The 21,873-nt window shown below is 72.1% G+C and carries 17 protein-coding genes; 15 read left to right on the top strand and 2 right to left on the bottom strand.

Annotated features, from left to right (window positions below; genetic code table 11):
• Positions 1 to 64 precede the first annotated feature (64 nt).
• From ACZ5J1_RS09950 to holA, 3 genes are read left to right on the top strand one after another with little or no spacing between them, the layout of a single operon-like run.
• On the top strand, positions 65 to 898 hold the full coding sequence (locus tag ACZ5J1_RS09950; protein ID WP_464558268.1) for a ComEA family DNA-binding protein: 834 nt from the start codon (positions 65 to 67) through the stop codon (positions 896 to 898).
• Positions 899 to 931: 33 nt separating this feature from the next.
• Positions 932 to 3,265, top strand: a complete 2,334-nt coding sequence (locus ACZ5J1_RS09945) for a ComEC/Rec2 family competence protein (RefSeq protein WP_464558266.1) — start codon at positions 932 to 934, stop codon at positions 3,263 to 3,265.
• Positions 3,266 to 3,309: 44 nt separating this feature from the next.
• Positions 3,310 to 4,290, top strand: coding sequence for a DNA polymerase III subunit delta (gene holA, locus ACZ5J1_RS09940; protein ID WP_464558264.1), 981 nt, complete (start codon positions 3,310 to 3,312; stop codon positions 4,288 to 4,290).
• Positions 4,291 to 4,363: 73 nt separating this feature from the next.
• Here holA and rpsT read toward each other — a convergent pair whose 3' ends face one another.
• Entirely contained in the window at positions 4,364 to 4,624 is a 261-nt protein-coding gene (gene rpsT / locus ACZ5J1_RS09935; RefSeq protein ID WP_464558262.1) for a 30S ribosomal protein S20, read from the bottom strand.
• A gap of 157 nt (positions 4,625 to 4,781) precedes the next feature.
• Entirely contained in the window at positions 4,782 to 5,729 is a 948-nt protein-coding gene (locus ACZ5J1_RS09930; protein WP_464558260.1) for a phosphotransferase family protein, read from the bottom strand.
• A gap of 31 nt (positions 5,730 to 5,760) precedes the next feature.
• On the opposite strand from ACZ5J1_RS09930, the gene ACZ5J1_RS09925 reads away from it, so the two are divergent.
• The 12 genes from ACZ5J1_RS09925 (at position 5,761) to ACZ5J1_RS09870 (ending at position 21,864) form a co-directional block, all read left to right on the top strand.
• On the top strand, positions 5,761 to 6,681 hold the full coding sequence (locus ACZ5J1_RS09925; RefSeq protein WP_464564764.1) for a glycoside hydrolase family 25 domain-containing protein: 921 nt from the start codon (positions 5,761 to 5,763) through the stop codon (positions 6,679 to 6,681).
• A 45-nt stretch (positions 6,682 to 6,726) separates the two neighbouring features.
• Complete coding sequence (gene lepA / locus ACZ5J1_RS09920) at positions 6,727 to 8,601, top strand: translation elongation factor 4 (RefSeq protein WP_464558258.1); 1,875 nt, start codon at positions 6,727 to 6,729, stop codon at positions 8,599 to 8,601.
• Between the two features lie 10 nt (positions 8,602 to 8,611).
• On the top strand, positions 8,612 to 9,757 hold the full coding sequence (locus ACZ5J1_RS09915) for an NAD(P)/FAD-dependent oxidoreductase (RefSeq protein ID WP_464558256.1): 1,146 nt from the start codon (positions 8,612 to 8,614) through the stop codon (positions 9,755 to 9,757).
• Entirely contained in the window at positions 9,747 to 10,556 is an 810-nt protein-coding gene (locus ACZ5J1_RS09910) for an aminoglycoside phosphotransferase family protein (RefSeq protein WP_464558254.1), read from the top strand. The genes ACZ5J1_RS09915 and ACZ5J1_RS09910 overlap by 11 nt, the downstream gene beginning before the upstream one ends.
• A gap of 22 nt (positions 10,557 to 10,578) precedes the next feature.
• Positions 10,579 to 11,250, top strand: coding sequence for an MOSC domain-containing protein (locus ACZ5J1_RS09905; RefSeq protein WP_464558252.1), 672 nt, complete (start codon positions 10,579 to 10,581; stop codon positions 11,248 to 11,250).
• A 43-nt stretch (positions 11,251 to 11,293) separates the two neighbouring features.
• A complete protein-coding gene (locus tag ACZ5J1_RS09900; RefSeq protein ID WP_464558250.1) occupies positions 11,294 to 13,192 on the top strand; it encodes an AMP-dependent synthetase/ligase in 1,899 nt (632 codons plus the stop codon).
• A 61-nt stretch (positions 13,193 to 13,253) separates the two neighbouring features.
• Entirely contained in the window at positions 13,254 to 13,985 is a 732-nt protein-coding gene (locus tag ACZ5J1_RS09895; protein WP_464558248.1) for a hypothetical protein, read from the top strand.
• Positions 13,982 to 15,517, top strand: coding sequence for a DNA polymerase Y family protein (locus ACZ5J1_RS09890; RefSeq protein WP_464558246.1), 1,536 nt, complete (start codon positions 13,982 to 13,984; stop codon positions 15,515 to 15,517). Before ACZ5J1_RS09895 ends, ACZ5J1_RS09890 begins: the two co-directional genes overlap by 4 nt.
• A 30-nt stretch (positions 15,518 to 15,547) precedes the next feature.
• Positions 15,548 to 18,964, top strand: coding sequence for an error-prone DNA polymerase (locus ACZ5J1_RS09885; RefSeq protein ID WP_464558244.1), 3,417 nt, complete (start codon positions 15,548 to 15,550; stop codon positions 18,962 to 18,964).
• A 15-nt stretch (positions 18,965 to 18,979) separates the two neighbouring features.
• Positions 18,980 to 20,404, top strand: coding sequence for a serine hydrolase domain-containing protein (locus ACZ5J1_RS09880; protein WP_464558242.1), 1,425 nt, complete (start codon positions 18,980 to 18,982; stop codon positions 20,402 to 20,404).
• 17 nt (positions 20,405 to 20,421) lie between these two features.
• Positions 20,422 to 21,642 (top strand): radical SAM family heme chaperone HemW, encoded by a 1,221-nt coding sequence (hemW, locus tag ACZ5J1_RS09875; RefSeq protein WP_464558240.1) that lies wholly within the window; start codon positions 20,422 to 20,424, stop codon positions 21,640 to 21,642.
• Between the two features lie 18 nt (positions 21,643 to 21,660).
• Positions 21,661 to 21,864 (top strand): PspC domain-containing protein, encoded by a 204-nt coding sequence (locus tag ACZ5J1_RS09870; protein ID WP_464558238.1) that lies wholly within the window; start codon positions 21,661 to 21,663, stop codon positions 21,862 to 21,864.
• Positions 21,865 to 21,873 lie beyond the last annotated feature (9 nt).

Raw genomic sequence — 21,873 nt, 5'->3', positions numbered from 1 at the left:
CCGCGCATCCCCTGATCGCTCCTTGACCCGCGTGGGGCGGGTGCCGCGTTCCTAGCGTTTCCGCATGCGTTCGGAACAGCGGCAGCAGGTCGTCGCACGCCGGCTCGGCAGGATCGCCGGGCTGGACGCTGACGCTCCGCGCGGCGCTGAGCATGACGGTGGGCACGACGCTGCCGACGGCGACCCGGTCCCCGGGCTGGTCCCGATCCCGGGCCGGCACGCCCGCCGGCGCGTGGGGGAGCAGCCGGGCCTGCGGGGGTTCGCCCTCGACGCCCGTCACCTCGGGGTGCTCGCCCTGATCGCCTGCGCCGGGCTCGGCGTCGCGCTGTGGTGGATGCTGGCTCGGACCCCGACGATCCAGACCGACCTCTCCTCGTCGAGCACGGCGTCCAGTGCCACCGCCACCGCCACCTCCTCGGGGAGCAGCGCTCCACTCGTCGACCTGGACGCGACCGGGGCGAGCCCGAGCGAGGTCACGATCGACGTCGCGGGTCGGGTCCGACATCCCGGCGTCCGCACGTTGCCGGCCGGATCGCGCGTGGTCGACGCGTTGGCTGCGGCCGGTGGCGCGCGCCGCGGCGCCGACCTGAGCGGGGTCAACCAGGCCCGGCTGCTGGTCGACGGGGAGCAGATCCTGGTCGGTCGGCGGGGTGCCGGGTCGAGCTCGTCGGCGGCTGCCCCGTCCGGAGCTGGTGGCGCGTCGAGTGCGCTGGTGAACCTCAACACCGCCAGCGCCGACGAGCTCGACACCCTGCCCGGCGTCGGCCCGGTGACCGCGGCCGCGATCCTCGACTACCGCGCCCAGCACGGTGGCTTCGCCGCCGTGGCGGAGCTGCTCGACGTCGACGGCATCGGGGAAGCGACCCTGGCCAAGCTCGAACCGCACGTCACCGTCTGACCCCGCGGCTCCGGGAAGCCGGCTCAGACAGCGATGACCGACCTCCGGATGCCGCTCCTGGCCGCCTCCGCCTGGCTGGGAGCACTCGACGTCGCGCTGCTGCGCTCCGACCCGCACGCCGGTCGGGTGCTGGCTGCCGCCCTGCTCGTGCTCGTGTTGGGGCTGGTCGTCCGGGCCGGCCTCCGGCCGAGGCTGCGCGCCCTGGTCGCGGGAATGGTGGCGGTGCTCCTGCTCGCCGGCTCCGTCGCCGCGGTCCGGCTGGCCGCGGTGGAACGTGATCCGCTCCGGGCCTGGGCCGAGCAGCGGCAGTGGGCCGAGCTGACCGTCACGATCACGTCCGATCCGGCCGAGGTCACCGGCGCGTTCGGGGACAGCGTCGTGACCGGGGTGCTGGTGCACCGGGTGGTCACGGCGCGGGCGCGGGCCGACGTACGGATGCGGGCGGTGGTGGTGGCCGACGCCCGCTGGCTCGATCTCGAGCTGGGGGAGCGGGTCCGGTTCGAGGGTCGTTTGGCGCCGCCCCGCGACCCCGGGGTCGCGGCCCAGGTGACCGTCCCGGCCGAGGCCGCCACCGGCCGGGCGACGACCCTCGCCGTGCTGGAGGCTCCCGACCTCTGGTGGCGCGTCGCCGAACGGCTCCGCGCCTCCATCCGCGACGCCGTCGCGCACCGGCCACCCGAGCAGGCCGCGCTGGTGCCGGCCCTCGTCGACGGCCAGGACGATGCGATCACCCCGGAGCTGGCCGCCGACTTCCGCACCGTCGGGCTGACCCACCTGCTCGCGGTCAGCGGCACCAACCTGACCCTGATGGTCGGCGCGCTGCTGGCGCTGGCCCGGTGGTTGCGGGTGCGCGGCCGCTGGTTGACCCTGGTGGGGGCGCTGGGCATCGCCGGATTCGTGCTGCTCGCGCGGGCCGAACCCAGCGTCGTCCGGGCCGCGGCGATGGGTGCGGTCGGCCTGGTCGCGATGTCGGTCGCCGGTCGGGACCGGGCCCTGCGTGCCCTCGGGGTGGCCGTGCTCGCCCTGCTCCTGCTCGACCCCGGGATCGCGACCTCGGTCGGTTTCGCGCTGTCCGTGCTGGCCACCGCGGGGATCGTGCTGTGGGGTCCGCGCTGGCGCGACGCGATGGCGGGCTGGATGCCCCGCTGGGCGGCCGAGGCGATCGCGGTCCCGATGGCGGCCCAGCTCGCCTGCACCCCGATCATCGCCGCGATCTCGGGGCGGGTCAGCCTGGTCGCGGTCGGGGCGAACCTGCTCGCCGAGCCGGCCGTCGGTCCGGCCACCATCCTGGGGCTCGCCGGCGGGGTCGTCGGTCTGGTCATCCCTCCGCTCGGGCGCCTGGTCGGGATCGGCGCCGGACTGGCCTGCGGCTGGATCATCACGATCGCCCATCGAGCCGCGGAGCTCCCGATCCCCGACCTGCCCTGGGCGGTCTCCGCTCCGACGATCGCGTTGCTGAGCGTGGTCAGCATCGCGATCGCGGTGCTCGGTCCGCGGGTGGTGGCGCGGCGCCGGTGGGCGCTCCTGATCGCGGCGTTCGGGCTGGCACTGACCTGCCTCAGGCCACCCACCCCGGGCTGGCCCGCACCCGGCTGGGTGATGGTGGTCTGCGACGTCGGGCAGGGCGATGCCATCGTGCTGAGGATCGCGCCGGGACGGGCGCTCGTGGTCGACGCCGGGCCCGACCCGAACGCGGTCGACCGCTGTCTCGACGACCTCGACGTGACCGTGGTGCCGCTGCTGGTGCTGACCCACTTCCACGCCGACCACGTGGACGGTCTCGCCGGGGTGCTGCAGGGCCGGCAGGTCGGCGCGATCGAGACCACCCGGCTGGCCGACCCGCCCGGCGGGGTCCGGCAGGTCGAGGAGACCGCACGGGCGGCCGGCGTGGACGTGCGGGTGGCGCCGTACGGAGTGGCGAGGCGGTGGGGACCGGTCACGCTGCAGGCGCTGTGGCCGCCACCCGACTCGCCGACCGAGGGTCCGGGCGACGGGTCGACGGCCAACGAGGCCAGTGTGGTGCTGCTCGCCGAGGTCGACGGCCTGCGGATCCTGCTGACCGGCGACCTCGAACCCGAGGGCCAGGGCGTCCTGGCTCGGCGGCTGCCCGGGCTGCACGTCGACGTGCTCAAGGTCCCGCACCACGGGTCGCGCTACCAGGACTTGGACTGGCTCACCTCGCTGGAGGCGCGGGCGGCGATCGCGTCCGCGGGGCGCGACAACGACTACGGTCACCCGGCCGACGTCACCCTGGACGGGCTGCGCCGGGCCGGTGCCCGGGTCTTCAGCACCGACCGCGACGGCGCGGTCGCGGTGATCCCGCACGACGGCGGCATCAGGATCGTCACCCACCCGGCACGGCGCTGAACCGTCGTCCGACGCGGGGGTGCGATGTGACAGGCTTGGCCCTGATGAACACTCCCGCAGCTGCTGACGTCCTGGGCCGCGTCACGTTGGTCACCGGCAAGGAGGAGTTCCTCTCCGAGCGGACCGTGCACGCCGTCCGTGCAGCCGTCCGCGCCTACGACGCCGACTCGGAGCTGGGGGAGGCGCTCGCCTCCGACCTGACCCTGGCCACGCTGGGCGAGCTCGCCGCCCCGTCGCTCTTCTCCGCGATCCGCTGCGTCGTGGTGCGCGGGTTCGAGAACCTGCCCGACGAGTCGGTCGACGGGCTCCTCGACTACGCCGCCGCACCGTCGGAGGACGTCGCCCTCGTCCTGGTCCACGGGGGCGGGCAGAAGGGCAGCGGCGTGCTGACCAAGCTCCGCAAGCTCAAGACCGTCACCGAGGTGAAGTCCGAGGAGATCAAGGCCAACGAGCTGCCCGGCTTCGTCGCCCACGAGGTACGCCGCCACGGCGGCCGGATCGCCCCCGAGGCCGCCTCCACGTTGATCGAGGCCGTCGGCCACGACCTGCGCTCGCTCGCGGCGGCCGCCGACCAGCTGGTCAGCGACTTCCCGGGCGGTGCCGTCGAGGAGTTCCACGTCCGGCAGTTCTTCGGTGGCCGGGCCGAGGCGAAGTCGTTCGTCGTCGCCGACGCCGCCTTCGCGGGCCGCCGCCAGGCCGCGTTGGAGGAGCTGCGCTGGGCGATCGACGGCGGGACGCCGGCGGTGCTGGTCACCAGCGCCTTCGCCGGCAGCGCCCGCGGCCTCGCGCGCCTGTCCGGGGCGCCCCGGGGAGCCCGCGACGCCGATCTGGCCCGCGACGTCGGCGTACCGCCGTGGAAGCTGCGCAGCCTGCGCGAGCAGCTCCGCGGCTGGACCCCCGAGACTCTCGGTGCTGCCATCCGTGCCGTGGCCCAGGCCGACGCCGACATCAAGGGCGCGGCCAGCGACCCGTCGTACACGCTCGAGCGGCTGGTGCTGACCATCACCGGCCTGCGCGGCCGCTGACGCGCGCGGTGAAATGACGAACCCGGTGAAATGACGAAAGCCCCGCCGAAGCGGGGCTTTCGAGAAGATCAGATCAGAGCGAAGCGGCCTTCTTGAAGATGGCCGACTTGCGGTTCGCGGCCTGGTTGGCGTGGATGACGCCCTTCGAAGCAGCCTTGTCCAGCTTGACGCCGGCCTCGCGAGCGGTGGAGACGGCGAGGTCCTTGTCGCCAGCCTCGACGGCCTCGCGGAACTTGCGGACGGCCGACTTCAGACCGGTCTTGACGGCCTTGTTGCGCTCGTGGGCCTTCTCGTTCTGCTTGTTGCGCTTGATCTGCGACTTGATGTTCGCCATGAGTCCTTCTCAGTTCGGGGGTGCGGTTCAGTTAGGTCTCTCGGATGAGAGTGGTGCGATCCGCCCGGCCCCTCGGGGAAATCAGAGGGGAGAGGCCTAACTGCGAACACGCGACGTCCAAAGTTACCAGCGAGGCTCGCCCTGCCTCAAATCCGGCTCACACCCAGCCGCGACGCTCGGCGAGCCAGGTCCAGCAGACCTCGCCCGTCCACATCGCGTACTCGCGCAGGTACGGCGAGTTCGACACCTTCGGCTGCGCCGCCGAGTAGAGCATGTAGCCCGCGATCAGGGCCAGCATGACATCGATGTGCTCGGGATCCACCTCGCCGAGCAGCGGGTGCGCCGCGATCAGCGGCTCGACGTCGATCCCGTCCCCACGCGGGCCGATGAACAGGGTCAGCGAGTCCAGCCAGGCCGCGCCCCGGACCGCGAAGTTCCAGTCGCACAGCACCATCGATCCGTCCGGACGCACGATCAGGTTGTCGTCGCGGACGTCGAAGTGGACGAGCGTGTCCCCGGCGCTGACCTCGGCGAACCGGGTGGCCAGCTCGGCCGCCTGCTCGGCACCGGGCATGTCGTCGTACTCGCGCAGGACGGTCGACCACAACGCCGGCCAGGCGGCGTACTCCTCGGCGAACGTCGGCACGCCGATCCCCGGCGCCGGCGTCAGCCGCACCGCGGTGTCGACCAGCATCGCCGACGCCGCCTCGACCTGGTCGAGCCGCCACGGGCGGGCCGGCGCGGTGCCCTCGACGAACTCGAAGCCGAGCACCACCCACTCGTCGTCGTCCAACGTCCACTTGAGCCGGGGCGCGGCCAGGCCCGGCGGCAGGGTCCGCGCCCGCTTGGCCTCGGAGCGGTAGGAGGTCGCGGCGTAGGACTGGGCCTTCACCGACGCCGCCTTGATGAAGTGCCGGGTGCCGTCGGCGCAGAGCAGCACGGAGGCCAGGCCCGGCGTGTAGCCGCCGTCGCAGGAGTAGGAGTCGACCACCGTGGTGCCGAGCTTGCGCTCCACCGACCGGCGCACGTGCGGCGGCAGATGCACCCATCCGAGCCGCATCGCGGTCTCGCCATGGGGGATCGTCGTCGGAATCGCCGCGGGCATGCGCACAGGATGTCAGGATCGGCAGGTGCGGATGCTGGTAGTCGGGCTCTCGGCGAGTCTCGGGTTGGTCCTGGCCGGGTGTGGCGGAACCACGCCGGCCACCTCGACGCCGACAAACCTCAACTCGGCGCCGACAACCCTCAACTCGGCGCCCGCAGACCTCAAGTCGACGACGCCGACGCCTTCGCCGAGCATCACCGTTCCCGTGCTGCCCACGCTGAAGGATCAGGGTCTGGTCGAGGGCGGCGACGTTAGCTGGCCGCAGTGCCCGACGGGGATGGGCATCCCTGAGCGCCCGACGCTGGGCAGCCCGATGCCGCTCGACAGCGCCGAGTTCGTCATCCTCGGACTGACCAACGGCCCGGCGTTCACCCCGAACCCGTGCCTGGCGGAGCAGGTCGGCTGGGCCGCGCAGCGCCACCTGCTCACCGCCGCCTACGCGGTGATCAGCCATCCGACCAAGCCCCAGCTCCAGCAGTACGGCGCCGCCGGACCGTTCCCGACGACGACCCGGGTCGGGCGGCTGGCCAACACCGGCTACGCGCAGGCCCAGTTCACGATCGAGACGATGCGGGCCGCCGGTCTGCCCTCACCGACCGTCTGGCTCGACGTCGAGCCGGTCCCGGGGTTCGCCTGGTCGAAGGACCTCGGCGAGAACGCGGCGATCGTCCGCGGTGCGGCCCGGGCCTACACCGACGCCACCTTCCAGATCGGGGTCTACTCGACCACCGCGATGTGGCGGAACATCGTCGGCGACCTGCGGCTCGGGGTGCGGGAGTGGCGGCCGGCCGGGCACACCTCCCGGGCGGAGGCGCTGCGCCGCTGCGGCCCGGAGCGGATGATCCAGGGCGGCACGGCGGTGCTGGCGCAATGGGTCGAGGACGGCCGTGATCGGAACGTGACGTGCCCGGGGGAGTCGGCGTACCTCCCGCTCTGGTTCCACCAGTACTAGCGCGTTTTACGGTCGCTCTCCCAACCATGGGATGATTCGCCCATCATGAGCGCCCCCCGCCCCGGACAGACCGATCCCGCGATCATCCGCAACTTCTGCATCATCGCGCACATCGACCACGGCAAGTCGACCCTGGCCGACCGGATGCTCCAGCTGACCGGTGTCGTGGGCGAGCGCGAGGCCAAGGCGCAGTACCTCGACCGGATGGACATCGAGCGCGAGCGCGGCATCACGATCAAGTCCCAGGCGGTCCGACTGCCGTGGACGGTCACGCCCGAGGCCGCCGAGACGCACGACGTCGAGGCCGGCACCTACATCCTCAACATGATCGACACCCCCGGTCACGTCGACTTCACCTACGAGGTCTCCCGCTCGCTGCAGGCCTGCGAGGCGGCGATCCTGCTCGTCGACGCGGCCCAGGGGATCGAGGCCCAGACGCTGGCCAACCTCTACCTCGCCATGGGCGCGGACCTGACCATCATCCCGGTGCTCAACAAGATCGACCTGCCGAGCGCCAACGTCGAGAAGTACGCGCTCGAGCTGGCCAACCTGGTCGGCTGCGAGCCCGAGGACGTGCTGCTCACCAGCGCCAAGACCGGGCTCGGTGTCGAGGCGCTGCTCAACGAGATCGTCAAGCAGGTCCCGGCGCCCGTCGGTGTCGCCGACGCCCCGGCCCGCGCCCTGATCTTCGACTCGGTCTACGACACCTACCGCGGCGTGGTCACCTACGTCCGGGTCGTCGACGGCAAGCTCAGCCACCGCGACAAGATCAAGATGATGTCGTCCGGCGCGGTCCACGAGATGCTCGAGATCGGCGTGATCAGCCCCGAGCCGATGAAGTGCGACTCGCTCAGCGTCGGCGAGACCGGCTACCTGATCACCGGCGTGAAGGACGTCCGCCAGTCCCGCGTCGGTGACACCGTGACCACCAACAACGGTGCCGCGACCGAGGCGCTCGGCGGCTACGAGCATCCCAACCCGATGGTCTACGCCGGGCTCTACCCGATCGACGGCGACGACTACCCGACGCTGCGCGAGTCCCTGGAGAAGCTCCAGCTCAACGACGCCGCGCTCACCTTCGAGCCCGAGACCTCCGGCGCGCTCGGCTTCGGCTTCCGGATCGGCTTCCTCGGCCTGCTGCACATGGAGATCACCCGGGAGCGGCTCGAGCGCGAGTTCAACCTCGACCTGATCTCGACGGCTCCCAACGTGGTCTACAACGTCATCCTCGACGACGGCCGCGAGGTCGAGGTGACCAACCCGTCGGAGTACCCCGACTCGAAGATCGCCGAGGTCCGCGAGCCGATCGTCAAGGCCACGATCCTGTCGCCGAGCGACTACATCGGCACGATCATGGAGCTGTGCCAGCAGAAGCGCGGCACCCTGCTCGGGATGGACTACCTCTCCGAGGACCGCGTCGAGATGCGCTACATCCTGCCGATGGGCGAGATCGCGTTCGACTTCTTCGACCAGCTCAAGTCCAAGACCAAGGGCTACGCCTCGCTGAACTACGAGTTCGACGGCGAGCAGGCCGCCGACCTGGTCAAGGTCGACATCCTGCTCCAGGGTGAGCCGGTCGACGCGTTCAGCGCGATCGTGCACCGCGACGCCGCCTACTCGTACGGCGTCATGCTGGCCGGCAAGCTCAAGGACCTGATCCCGCGGCAGCAGTTCGAGGTCCCGATCCAGGCCGCGATCGGTGCCCGCGTGATCGCCCGCGAGACGATCCGTGCCATCCGCAAGGACGTGCTCGCCAAGTGCTACGGCGGTGACATCACCCGCAAGCGGAAGCTGCTGGAGAAGCAGAAGGAGGGCAAGAAGCGGATGAAGATGGTCGGCCGCGTCGAGGTCCCCCAGGAGGCCTTCGTCGCCGCGCTCTCCACCACCCAGCCCGCCGAGAAGGGCGACAAGAAGAAGTAGCGTTCCTCCCGTGGATGCTGACGTGCTCGTCATCGGCGGGGGCATTGCGGGGATCTCGATCGCCTACGAGCTCGCCGCCGCGGGCCGGCGGGTGACGCTGCTCGAGGCCGAGTCCACGCTGGCGTTCCACACCACCGGACGCTCCGCCGCGACCTGGGTCGGCACCTACGGCAACCCGCCGGTGCGTGCCCTGACCGCGGCCAGCCACGACCACTTCCTCGCACCGCCCGCGGCCCTGCACGACCCGGCCGACGGTCCGCTCGGGACGCCGCTGGCCTTCCTCCACCTCGCGTCCGTCGGGCTCGAGGAGCTCGCCGTGCAGCTGCACGCCGAGGTCGTCGGCCTCGTCCCCGAGGCGCGGCTCCTCGACGCGGAGCAGGTGGCCGAGCTCGCTCCGATCGTCCGCCCCGCGTGGGTCGGTGCCGCGGTCCTCGAGCCAGGTGCGCTCGAGGTCGACGTCGCCCGACTCCACCAGGGCTACAAGCGGGGCCTGCGAGCACGCGGCGGCGAGATCCGCACCGACGCACGGGTCGCTCACGCCAGCCGCGTCGAGGACGGCCGCTGGCAGGTCCGCACGGAGTCCGGGGAGCAGTACGTCGCCGCCACCGTGGTCGACGCAGCGGGTGCCTGGGCCGATCAGGTGGCGGCGCTCTTCGGGGCCGCTCCGCTCGGCATCGAGCCGCGGTTGCGTTCGGTCTTCATGGTGACCGCCCCGGCCCGACCCGAGGGGATGCCGATGTTGCACAGCCTCGACGAGGCCCACCCGTTCTACCTCAAGGGCGACGCTGGCCAGTACCTCTGCTCTCCGGCCGACGCGACCCCGACCACCCCGCGCGACGCCAAGCCCGACGAGCTCGAGATCGCCCGCGCGATCGAGCTGATCAACGAGGCCACCACGCTGGACGTCCGCTCGATCCGCACGCCGTGGGCCGGCCTGCGCAGCTTCGCCCCCGACGGCTCCCCGGTGATCGGCCCGGACCCGCAGGTGCCCGGTCTGTTCTGGTACGCCGGACAGGGCGGTTACGGGATCCAGATGGGACCGGCCGCGGCCCGGCTGGCGGCCGCGCTGGTGCTCGGCCACGACATCCCCGACGACATCGCCACGCTCGGCTTCGACGTCGCCACGGTGCTGCCGGCGCGGTTCCATGGACGCTGACCACGTCGTTCAGGAGCTCGTCCAGGACTGGGAGCTCACCGCTGACGGCGATCCGCGTCGGGCCGGAACCTCGCTCGTCCTGCCGGTCCTGACCCGCGAGCGCCGCCCCGCCGTGCTCAAGCTCACCGAAGCCGGCCTCCGTGCCGAGCACGAGGCGCTCGCCCTGCAGCACTGGCACGGCCGGGGTGCGGCGACGCTGATCCGGGCCAACCCGCGCCGGGGCGCGTTGCTGATCGAACGGCTCGGCCCCGACCTCGCCGAGGAGTGGGACGTCCGGGCCTGCGAGGTCGTCGGCGCTCTCTTCCGTGACCTGCACATCGCCGCGCCGCCCCAGCTCCCGCTGCTCTCGACCAGGGCCGCCGACATCGCCGAGCGTCTCGCCGCGCTGCCGCGCGGGGTCCCGCTGCCGCCGCGGATGATCGACCAGGCGCGTGCCCTGGCGCGCTCCTTCAGCCGCGACGAGGGGACCGACGGCCGTCTGATCCACACCGACCTGCACTACGCCACCGTGCTCGCCCGCCCGGACGGGAGCCACGCCGCGATCGCGCCGAAGCCGTTGAGCGGCGACCCGCACCACGAGGTCGCCCCGCTGCTGCTCCATCGGTACGACGAGCTCGCCGGCCGCGTCCGCGAGGGAATCAGGGACCGGTTCTTCGCCGCCGTCGACGCCGCGGGGCTCGACGAGCAGCGGGCTCAGCACTGGGTCGTCGTACGGATGCTGGACCACGCCGCACAGCGGCTGGGGGACCGGGAGACGGCGACGCGCTGCGTGGCCATCGCCAAGGCCGTCCAGGACTAGCCAGCCATGGGAGGATCGACCCATGACGACCCCCCGGATCCGATCGGTCAACGTCGGTCGTCCGCGCGACGCCGCGTGGGCGGGCATCGGCTACACCAGCATCGACAAGCGGGCCGTCTCCGGACCGGTCCGGGCCCATCACCGAGGCCTCGTCGGCGACGTCGTCTCCGACACCAAGTGGCACGGCGGACCTGACCAGGCCGTCTACGCCTTCGCCCGTGAGGACCTCGACTTCTGGGAGGGCGTCCTCGGACAGCCGATCCGGGACGGCCAGTTCGGCGAGAACCTCACCACCGAGGGGATCGACGTCAACGAGGCGGTCGTGGGCACCCGGTGGCGGATCGGAACAGCGCTGCTCGAGGTCGCCCACGTCCGCACGCCCTGCAACGACTTCAAGAACTGGATGGGCACCTCCGGTTTCGACAACAAGGCGTGGGTCAAGCGCTTCACCGCGGAGTGCAGGCCGGGTCCCTACCTTCGAGTGATCGAGGAGGGCGAGCTCGCCGCGGGGGACGAGATCGTCGTCGTCTCGGTGCCTGAGCACGCGATCACCATCTCGGAGATGTTCCGGGCCGTGAACCTCGACCACAGCATGCTTCCGCGGCTGCTGGAGATCGACGGTCTGGTGGAGGAGGTCCGGCTCAAGGCGAGCAGGATCGCAGAAGGCCTACCGCCAGCTCGCACCAGCATCTAGTCTCAGCGGCACTCGCATCGGCGCGACGGAGGGGACCCCACCCATGCAGAGCAACGACACCACCGCACCCATCTCGGGTGACACCAGCTTCCTGGACCACATGCCGGCCAACGTGGCCGTGCAGTTCCTGGACCGGGTCGCAGCGGACCCGGACGGCGAAGCCTTCCTGTTCCCGCACCTCGACGGGCACGACGTCGACCCGGACGACAACCACGAGCAGGTCGACGGCGACCACCACGAGCACTGGCACGCGGTGCGCTGGCGGGAGGTCGGCGAGCGGGTCACCAAGATCGCGGCCGGTCTGGTCAGCCTCGGCATCGAGCTCGAGCAGCGCGTCGGGATCGCGTCGGCGACGCGGTACGAGTGGATCCTCGCCGACCTCGGCATCATGTGTGCCGGTGGCGCGACGACCACCGTCTACCCCTCGAGCAAGGACGACGACGTCAACTGGATCCTCGGTGACTCCGAGTGCCGGGTGGTCTTCGCCGAGGACGACGAGCAGATCGCCAAGATCGAGAAGCACGCCGCCGAGCTCGGCCAGCTGACCACCATCGTCACCTTCGAGGGCACCGCCGACGGCCAGCGCGTGATCAGTCTCGACCACCTCGAGACGCTCGGTGAGGAGTACCTCGCCACGCGCGAGCACCTGATCCGCGACATCGCCGCCCAGATCCGGCCCGAGCAGCTGGCCACGCTGGTCTACACCTCCGGCACCACGGGCCGCTCCAAGGGCGTCCGGCTGCTGCACCGCTCGTGGGTCTACGAGGGCGAGGCGATCAAGGCGCAGAACATCCTCAGCGCCGAGGACCTGCAGTTCCTCTGGCTGCCGATGTCGCACGTGTTCGGCAAGGTGCTGCTGTCGACCCAGCTCGCGGTCGGCTTCCCGACCGCGATCGACGGCCGGGTCGACAAGATCATCGACAACCTGGCGGTCATCCGCCCGACCTTCATGGGCGCCGCGCCGCGCATCTTCGAGAAGGCCTACTCCCGGATCGTCACCATGGTCGAGGCCGAGGGTGGGGCGAAGAAGAAGCTCTTCGACCGCGCCTTCGCCGTCGGCAAGAAGTACGACGCCCTGATCGAGGCCGGCCAGAACGTGCCGGTCACGCTGCAGGTCCAGCACACGTTGTTCGACATCCTGGTGTTCCGGAAGATCCGGGGACGTTTCGGTGGCCGGGTGCGCTTCTTCATCTCCGGCTCGGCGGCGCTCAACCCCGAGATCGCGGCCTGGTTCCACGCCGCCGGCATCCTCATCCTCGAGGGCTACGGGATGACGGAGAACTCCGCCGGTGCCACCGTCAACCACCCGGAGGGCAACCGGATCGGCACCGTGGGCCCGGCCCTGCCGGGCAGTGCGGTCCGGATCGGGGAGAACGACGAGGTCCAGATCAAGGGCCCGCACGTGATGGAGGGCTACCACAACAACCCCGAGGCCAGCGCCGAGGCGTTCACCGCCGACGGCTGGTTGCGCACCGGTGACAAGGGCGCGATCGACGCCGACGGCTACCTGAGCATCACCGGCCGGATCAAGGAGATCTTCAAGACCTCCGGCGGCAAGTACATCGCACCCAACCAGATCGAGGCGAAGTTCAAGGCGGTCTGTCCGTACGCCAGCCAGTTCGTCGTCTTCGGCGCCGAGCGGAACTTCGCGGTCGCGCTGATCACCCTCGACCCGGACGCGATCGCAGGCTGGGCCGAGGAGAACGGGCTGGGCGGGTCGTCGTACGGCGACATCGTCGCGGCGCCGCAGACGCACGCGATGGTCAGCGAGTTCGTCGAGCAGCTCAACGGCCAGCTCAACCGCTGGGAGTCGATCAAGAAGTGGGAGATCCTCGACCACGACCTCTCGATCGAGTCCGGGGAGCTGACCCCCTCGCTCAAGGTGAAGCGCGCGATCGTGGAGAAGAACAACGCCGCGACCATCGAGAGCTTCTACGCCTGACGCGGTGGGGAGGGACCTTCGCCCGGTTGATTTGTTCGAACAAATGTTCGAACATTGAGAGGTGGCAGCCCCTGTTCAACCGCTCACGCGGACGCGACCCGCGACGGGCGCTGCTGCGGCAGCCGGCACCCTGGCCGAGATCGAGCGGTTGCGCGAGCAGATGCGCCGGATGGAGCGCTCCGCTCCGCAGCGGCGTGACCTGGAGACGCTGCCCGCGCTGCGGGAGCTGATCCAGCTCCAGGCCGGGGGAGTCTACGAGGTCGATCCGGCCGAGGCCGGTCCCAGCCTGGCCTGGGGACTGCTGGCCGGCCTGTCCGCCGCCGGGTCGTGGAGCGCGATCATCGGGGTGCCCGACTTCGGCGCCGAGGCGGCGGCCGAGCTCGGCGCGCGCCTGGAGCGGGTGATCTGCGTCCCCGACCCGGGCGAGGGCTGGCTGGAGGCCACCGCGGCCCTGATCGACGTGGCCAGCCTGATCATCGTGCGCCCCACGAAACGGGTGCCCGAGGGAGTCGCCAGCAAGATCGCGGCCCGGCTGCGGACCCGTGAGGCGGCCCTGATCTCGCTGGGTCCGTGGCCGCGCGCCGAGGTCCGGCTCACCGCGACCCAGCCGCGCTGGGTCGGCGTCGGACAGGGCCACGGCCGGCTCCAGGCTCGCCAGGTCCGGATCGAGGCACGGCGGGGAGGTGCCCCGGCCCGGAGCGCGGAGCTGTGGTTCCCGACCATCACCGGCGAGGTCGCCCCGACCCGGGCGCCGGGCCTGCAGCAGGCCCCGGACGTGAGGGCCGCCGGATGAGGGTGCTCGTGCTGTGGGTGCCCGACTGGCCGGTCGCCGTCGGTCTGCGGGGTCGCGACCTGCCGGGCCACGTCGCCGCGGCGGTCTTCCACGCCAACCGGGTGGTGGCCTGCAACGACGCCGCTCGAGAGGCAGGCGTCCGTCGGGGGATGCGCCGTCGTGACGCGCAGTCGCGCTGTCCGGAGGTGATCGTCCTCGACTCCTCCCCGGACCAGGAGGCGCACGGGTTCGAGGAGGTGCTCGGAGCGCTCGAGGCACTGCGGCCCGGGGTGGCGCCGCTGCGTCCCGGACTGGTCGCGCTGCGCTCGCCCGGTCGCTTCTACGGCGGGGACGAGGAGGCGGCCGCGGTGCTGGCCGAGGCCGTCGTCGGGCTCGGGCTGCGTGACGTCCGGATCGGGGTTGCCGACGACCTCTTCACCGCCGAGCAGGCCGCACGCTCGCGGGAGCGCCAGGAGTCCCTGGTCGTGCCGCCCGGTGGCTCAGGGGATTTCCTGCGACCGCTCTCGGTGGGAGTGCTGGACGATCCCGACACCGTCAGCCTGCTGCAGCGTCTCGGGCTGATGACGCTGGCCGACCTGGCAGCCGTCCCGGCCGCCGGGGTGGCGGCCCGGTTCGGCCGCCAGGCGGCCTGGGTCCACCGGGTGCTGACCGGACGCGCCGAGGAGGGGCTGGCACTGCGCCAGGTGCCCCCTGACCTCACCGTCGAGGTGGGCTTCGAGCCGCCGCTGGCCGATGCCGAGGCGGTCGCCTTCTCCGCCCGGCGGACCGCCGAGGAGTTCGTCACCCGGCTGGCCCACCACCAGCTGGTCTGCACCGACGTCACGATCGAGATCTCCGACGCGGCGGCCGACGAGGTGGTCTCGACCCGGCGCTGGCTGCACCCGCGCTGGTTCGGCGCGAGCGACCTGATCGACCGGCTGCACTGGCAGATCACGGGGAGCCTGCGCACCGGCGGGATCGGTGCGCCGGTCACCCGGGTGCGGTTCGTGCCCGAGACGGTGGTGGCCGAGTCGGTGCACGCCGACGGGCTCTGGGGCGGCTCCGACGCCCGCGTCGAGCGTGGCATCGCCCGCGTCCAGGGGCTGCTCGGTCCCGACGCGGTGCTGGCTCCCGTGCTCCAGGGAGGCAGGACGCCGGCCGAGCGTCAGGCGATGGTGCCCTGGGGCGTCCGCCCGACCGGCCTGCGACCGCGCGAGCTGCCCTGGCCGGGCACCATCCCGGCGCCGTACCCCGCCCGCGTGCTGACCACCCCGGTGCCCGCCGGGGTGATGGACGCAGGGGGTCGCCCCGTCGTGATCGGCTCCCGGGGAGCGGTCAGTGCCGACCCCAGCCGGTTCCGTCCGCACCCCGGCGAGGCGTGGCTGCCGGTCAGCGCCTGGGCCGGGCCGTGGCCGGTCGACGACGCCTGGTGGGAGCCGGCCGGGACGGGCGCGCGCAAGGTGGCCCGGTTCCAGATCGTCGCCGCCGACGGTCGGGCCTGGCTGCTCACCTGCGACGGCGACCACTGGGTGACCGAGGCGTCCTATGACTGAGCAGCATGCGCACGAGGGGAGGTGCGGCTGATGGGCTGGGAGAACCCGGAGATGCCGTGGCGTGAGCTGGAGAAGCGGCTCTCGGGCAAGCCGATCAACCTGCACGACGTCCCGATCTCGCACCGTCGGCGGAAGATCCCGCTCGAGGTCACCGCCCCGACCGGGGCCACGACGCCGTACGCCGAGCTGCACGCCCACTCCCACTTCAGCTTCCTCGACGGCGCCTCGTCCCCGCGTGACCTCGTCGCCGAGGCGGTCCGGCTGGGCCTGAGCGGGTTGGCGATCACCGACCACGACGGCTTCTACGGTGCCCCCGCGATGGCCGAGGCGATCAAGCTGCTGCGCGCCGGCACGCCCGACGGTGAGGAGCCCTACCAGCTCGCCACCGTCTACGGCGCCGAGCTCTCCCTGGGTCTGCCCGGACCGCAGAACGGGATCGCCGACCCGGCCGGGCAGCACCTGCTGGTGCTCGCCCGCGGGGTGGAGGGCTACCACCGGCTGGCCGGCGCGATCACCGAGGCCCAGCTGCGCGGCGACGAGAAGGGGCGCCCGGTCTACGACCTCGACGAGCTGGTCGACCGTTCCCGCTCGGGCGGGCAGGGGCACTGGCAGATCCTGACCGGGTGCCGCAAGGGGTTCCGTGACCGCGACCAGATCGAGAACCTGGTCGACTGGTTCGGTGCGGAGAACGTCGCCGTCGAGCTGATCGACCACGGGCTGCCCACCGACACCTCCACCTGCGACCGGCTGGCCGGGCTGGCCCGCGACCTCGGGCTGCCTACCGTGGCCACGGGCAACGTGCACTACGCCACCCCGCAGAACAGCCGGCTCGGCGACGCGATGGCCGCCGTCCGCGCCCGTCGGGCCCTGCCCGAGATGGCCGGCTGGCTGGCTCCGCACGGCGGCGCGCACCTGCACAGCGGCGACGAGATGGCTCGCCGGTTCGCCCGGTTCCCCGGCGCTGTCGCGCGCTCGGTCACGATCGCCGCCGAGTGCGCCTTCGACCTGCAGCGCGCCAAGCCGGAGCTGCCGAGCCGCAACATCCCCGACGGCCACACCGCGGGGAGCTGGTTGCGCGAGCTCACCGAGACCGGCTTCGCCGAGCGGTACGCCGACGCCTACCGCCACGACCCGGACTTCGTCGCGCGGGCTCGCGCGCGGGTCGACCACGAGCTGAACGTGATCATCGACAAGAACTTCCCCGGCTACTTCGTGATCGTGCACGACATCGTCGCCTTCGCCCGCGGCCGCGGGATCCTCTGCCAGGGCCGGGGCAGCGCCGCGGCCAGCGCGGTCTGCTACGCGCTCGGGATCACCGCGATCGACCCGGTCTTCTACGGGCTACCGTTCGAGCGGTTCATCTCCATCCACCGCGAGGAGGAGCCGGACATCGACGTCGACTTCGACTCCCGGCGGCGCGAGGAGGTGATCCAGTGGGTCTACGAGACCTACGGCCGGCGCAACGCGGCCCAGGTCGCCAACATCGTCGGTTACCGCCCCAAGATGGCGATCCGTGACGCGGCCAAGGCGCTCGGTCACTCACCCGGCCAGCAGGACGCCTGGAGCAAGCACATGTCGAGCTGGACCCGGATCGAGACGCCGACGGGGGAGACCGGCGAGGCCGCCGTACCGCCGGCGGTGGTGGACCTGGCGGGGCAGTTCCTCGGGGCGCCGCGGCACCTCGGGATCCACTCCGGCGGGATGGTGCTGACCGAGCGGCCGATCGGGGAGGTGGTGCCGATCGAGCGTGCCCGGATGGACAAGCGCACCGTGCTGCAGTGGGACAAGGAGGGCTGCGAGTTCATGGGGCTGGTGAAGTTCGACCTGCTCGGGCTCGGCATGCTCAGCGCCCTGGACCACCTGATGCTGATGATCCGTGAGCACCTGGGGGAGTCGTGGACCCTGGCCTCCATCCCCAAGGAGGAGCCGGCGGTCTACGACATGCTCTGCCGGGCCGACTCGATCGGGGTCTTCCAGGTCGAGTCCCGCGCCCAGATCGGCACCCTGCCGCGGCTGCAGCCGCGCTGCTTCTACGACCTCGCGATCGAGATCGCACTGATCCGACCCGGGCCGATCCAGGGCGGCGCCGTCCACCCCTACGTCCGACGCGCGACCGGCAAGGAGGAGGTCACCTACGCCCACCCGGTGCTGATCCCGGTGCTCGAACGCACCCGCGGCGTGCCGCTCTTCCAGGAGCAGCTGATGGAGATGGGCCGCGTGCTCGGCGACTTCGACGCCGACGACGCCGACCTGCTGCGCCGCGCGATGGGCTCCAAGCGCGGGGTCGAACGGATCGAGTCGCTCAAGGAGCAGTTGCTCGCCGGGATGCTGGACAAGGGGCTGACGCCCGAGCAGGCCGGGGCGATCTACCTGCAGATCCTCTCGTTCGCGAACTTCGGGTTCGCCGAGTCGCACTCGCTCAGCTTCGCCAAGCTGGTCTACGCCAGCTCCTGGTTCAAGCTGCACTACCCCGGCGCGTTCCTGGCCGCGCTGCTGCGGGCCCAGCCGATGGGCTTCTACTCGCCGCAGTCGCTCACCCAGGACGCCGTCCGGCACGGCGTGGAGGTACGCCGCCCCGACCTGCTGCTCTCCGGGGCGATGGCCGACCTGGAACTGCTGGGGGACGGGACAGGGACGACCGGGTTCGACGTCTGCCTGCACGACGTGAAGGGCACGACCCCGTGGATCCCGGGGACCCCGGACCCGACCCCGCACCACCGCCGCGACGGGCGGTACGCCGTCCGGCTCGGGCTGGACGAGGTCCGGGGGATCAGTCGGGAGACGGCCGAGGCGATCGTGGCGGCGCGTGCGGAGGCGCCGTTCCGGGACATGCCGGACCTGGCACGCCGGGCGGGGTTGGACACCGCCCAGCTGGAGGCGTTGGCGACAGCCGGCGCGATCAGCGGGCTCAGCCGGCGCGAGGCCCTGTGGGCGGCCGGGTGGAGCGAGTCGCCCGACCACCTGCCGGGCACGGCACCGACGGTGCCCGCCCCGGACCTGCCGGCGATGAACGAGGTCGAGGAGACCCTGGCCGACCTGTGGGCCACCGGGATCACCCCGGACGCGCACCCGTTCGCCCACCTGCGCGTCCAGCTCGGCGGCTCCGGGGTGCACTCGGTCGCCGGACTCCGGGACGTGGCGCACGGCACCCGGGTCACCGTCGGCGGGATGATCACGCACCGGCAGCGACCCGGCACCGCCGGTGGCGTCACCTTCCTCAACCTCGAGGACGAGACCGGGATGCTCAACGTGGTCTGCACGGCCGGAGTCTGGGCGACGTACCGGAAGGTGGCCACCAGCGCCTCGACGATGCTGGTCCGGGGGATCCTCGAGCGGCAGGACGGGGCGGTCAACCTGGTCGCCGATCGGTTGGCGCCGTTGGCCGAGCTGTTGCCCGGAGCCGGCGCGGCGTTGCAGAAACGTCATCGCTCACGCGACTTCAGATGAGGCAGGATCGGGGGTGTGATCCTCGATCCTGCCGAGACCGCGGCGGTCGACGCCCTCTTCGGCGCCGCGTTCGCCCGTGGCACCACCCCGGGGCTGGTCTACGCCGTCGTCCGGGACGGCGAGATCCTGCACGCCGCCGCGCTCGGCACGACCGTCCCCGACGGCGACGTGCGGCCCACCGTGGACAGCGTCAGCCGGATCGCGTCGATGTCGAAGTCCTTCACCGCCGCGGCGGTCCAGCTCCTCGTCGAGCAGGGCCGGCTCGCGCTCGAGGACCCCGTCGCCCGCTACGTCCCGTCCTTCCAGCCGATGCACTCCGGCGACGCCGGCACGGTCACGGTGCGCCACCTGCTCACCATGAGCGGAGGACTCCTCACCGACGATCCCTGGGGCGACCGGCTCGAGCCGCAGACCCCGGCCGAGCTCGACGCCTTCCTGGCTGCGGGGTTCCGCACCGGCGCCCGACCCGGCGAGATCTTCGAGTACGCCAACCTCGGCTACGCCGTCCTCGGACGCGCGATCGACGCGGTGGTCGGGGAGGACGGCGGCTTCCGACGGTTCGTCGTCGAGGAGATCACCACCCCGTTGGGCATGACCGCGACGCAGTACGACGCCTCCGCCGTTGGCCCCGACCTCATGCCCGGCCACCAGCGCCGGTCGGCCGGGTGGACGCCGGAGCCGCCGGTCAGCCCCGGCACGTTCTCGGCGATGGGTGGGCTGCACTCCTCCATCCGGGACCTGACCACCTGGGTCGCGGGGTTCACCGACGCCTTCCGTCACCCCGACGCCCCGCACCCGCTGAGCGCCGCGGCGCGCCGCGAGATGCAGCAGGGACAGCGCTTCATCGCGATGACGACGACCGAGCCGATGCACGCGGCCGGATACGGCTTCGGCCTGGTCATCGAGCACCACGCCGATCACGGCCACGTCGTCCAGCACAGCGGCGGCTACCCGGGCTACGGCTCCCACATGCGCTGGCACCTCGGCACCGGTCTCGGGGTGATCGTGCTGGGCAACGGCACCTACTGCGCCCCGGTCCCGGCGGCCGTGGACGCCCTGCGCCAGCTGGTCCTCGCCGAGCGGCGCCGTCAGCCGACCCCGACCTGTCCGGTCGACGTCACCGAGCAGCTCGTCGAGGAGGTCACCCGTCGACTGCTCGCCGGAGACACCTTCACCGACCCGGCGATCGTCACCTTCAACGTCCCCCTGGACGTGCCGGGGGAGGAACGTCAGGCTCAGCTCGCCGCCCAGCACGACCTGGTCGGCGCGATGCGCCAGCCCCCGGATCCGCTCCGCCCCGTCGCGCACGGCCTGGGCCGGATCACCTGGTCGATCCCGGCCGATCGTGGCCGCTACGACGTCGAGATCAAGATCGCGCCGACCTTGGAGCCACGGATCCAGCAGCTGACCGTCACGGGAGTTCCGGACGTCGTCGCCTGAGCGCCTAGGATCGTTCGGTGCCATCCGCCCTGCCTGACGGCGATCCCGCCCCGCTCGACGGGGCACTCCCGGCGGCCTCCCTCGCCCAGCTCGGCACCCGCCCGTTCGGCTTCTACCTCCACGTGCCGTTCTGCGCGGCCCGCTGCGGGTACTGCGACTTCAACACCTACACCGCCAGCGAGCTCGGCCCCGTCGGTGGTCACCCGGGGGCCTCGCGCGCCAGCTATGCCGAGGCCGCGATCCAGGAGATCCGGTTCGCCCGGCAGGTGCTCGGCGACCGCGACCTGCCGGTGGAGACGATCTTCTTCGGCGGCGGGACGCCGACCCTGCTCGACTCGGCCGACCTGGTCGCGATGATCGACGCGGTCCGCTCCGAGTTCGGCCTGGTGGCCGGCGCGGAGGTCACGACCGAGGCCAACCCGGACTCCGTCACCCCGGAGAGCCTCGCGGTGCTCGCCGCCGGAGGCGTGAACCGGATCAGCTTCGGCATGCAGAGCGCGGTCCCGTCGGTGCTGCGGATCCTGGACCGCACCCACGACACCGCCAACGTCCCGCGCGCGGTCGCGGCCGCGCGGGCGGCCGGGATCGAGCAGGTCAGCCTCGACCTGATCTACGGCACGCCGGGGGAGTCGGTCCCCGACTGGCAGACCTCGATCGAGGCCGCCCTGGCGTGCGAGCCCGACCACATCTCGGCCTACTCCCTGATCGTCGAGGACGGTACGGCGCTGGCCCGTCGTGTCCGACGCGGAGAGATCCCGATGCCGGTCGAGGACGACCTGGCCGACAAGTACCTGCTCGCCGACGAGGCGTTCACCGCCGCAGGTCTCGGGTGGTACGAGGTTTCCAACTGGTCCCGTGACGCCGCCACCCGGTGCGAGCACAACATGCTCTACTGGCGCGGCGACGACTGGTGGGGCATCGGACCCGGCGCGCACTCGCACGTCGGCGGCACCCGCTGGTGGAACGTCAAGCACCCCGTCGCCTGGGCCGACCGGGTCGCCGCGGGGCACTCGACCGCGCAGGCGCGTGAGGTGCTGAGCGACGACGACCGCCACGTCGAACGGATCCTGCTGGAGCTCCGCTTGGCCGACGGCCTGCCGCTCGATGTGCTCACGGACGCGGCCCTGGTCGACGTACCGGTGCGGGACGGGTTGGCCGTGCGCGACGGCGACCGGCTGAAGCTGACCACCCGCGGACGACTCCTCGCCGACGCGGTGGTGCGGGATCTGCTGGGCTGAGCGCCTAGGCTCGGGTGGATGGAGACCTCGCCCGCACGCCGCACCCTGACCCGTCCGCACCAGGGACGGATCTTCGCGGGCGTCTGCGCCGGCATCGCGCGACGTTTCGGCGTCAGCCCCTGGCTGGTGCGGTTCGTCTTCCTGGCCAGCTGCCTCCTGCCCGGCCCCCAGTTCGTGGTCTACATCGCGCTGTGGGTGCTGGTGCCCGAGGACGAGCGCTGAGGGACTAAT

The sequence above is a fragment of the Nocardioides sp. JCM 18999 genome (assembly GCF_055391175.1).
Note: the sequence above shows the minus strand (reverse complement) of the source record. Positions and strands in the feature narration are given on the sequence as shown.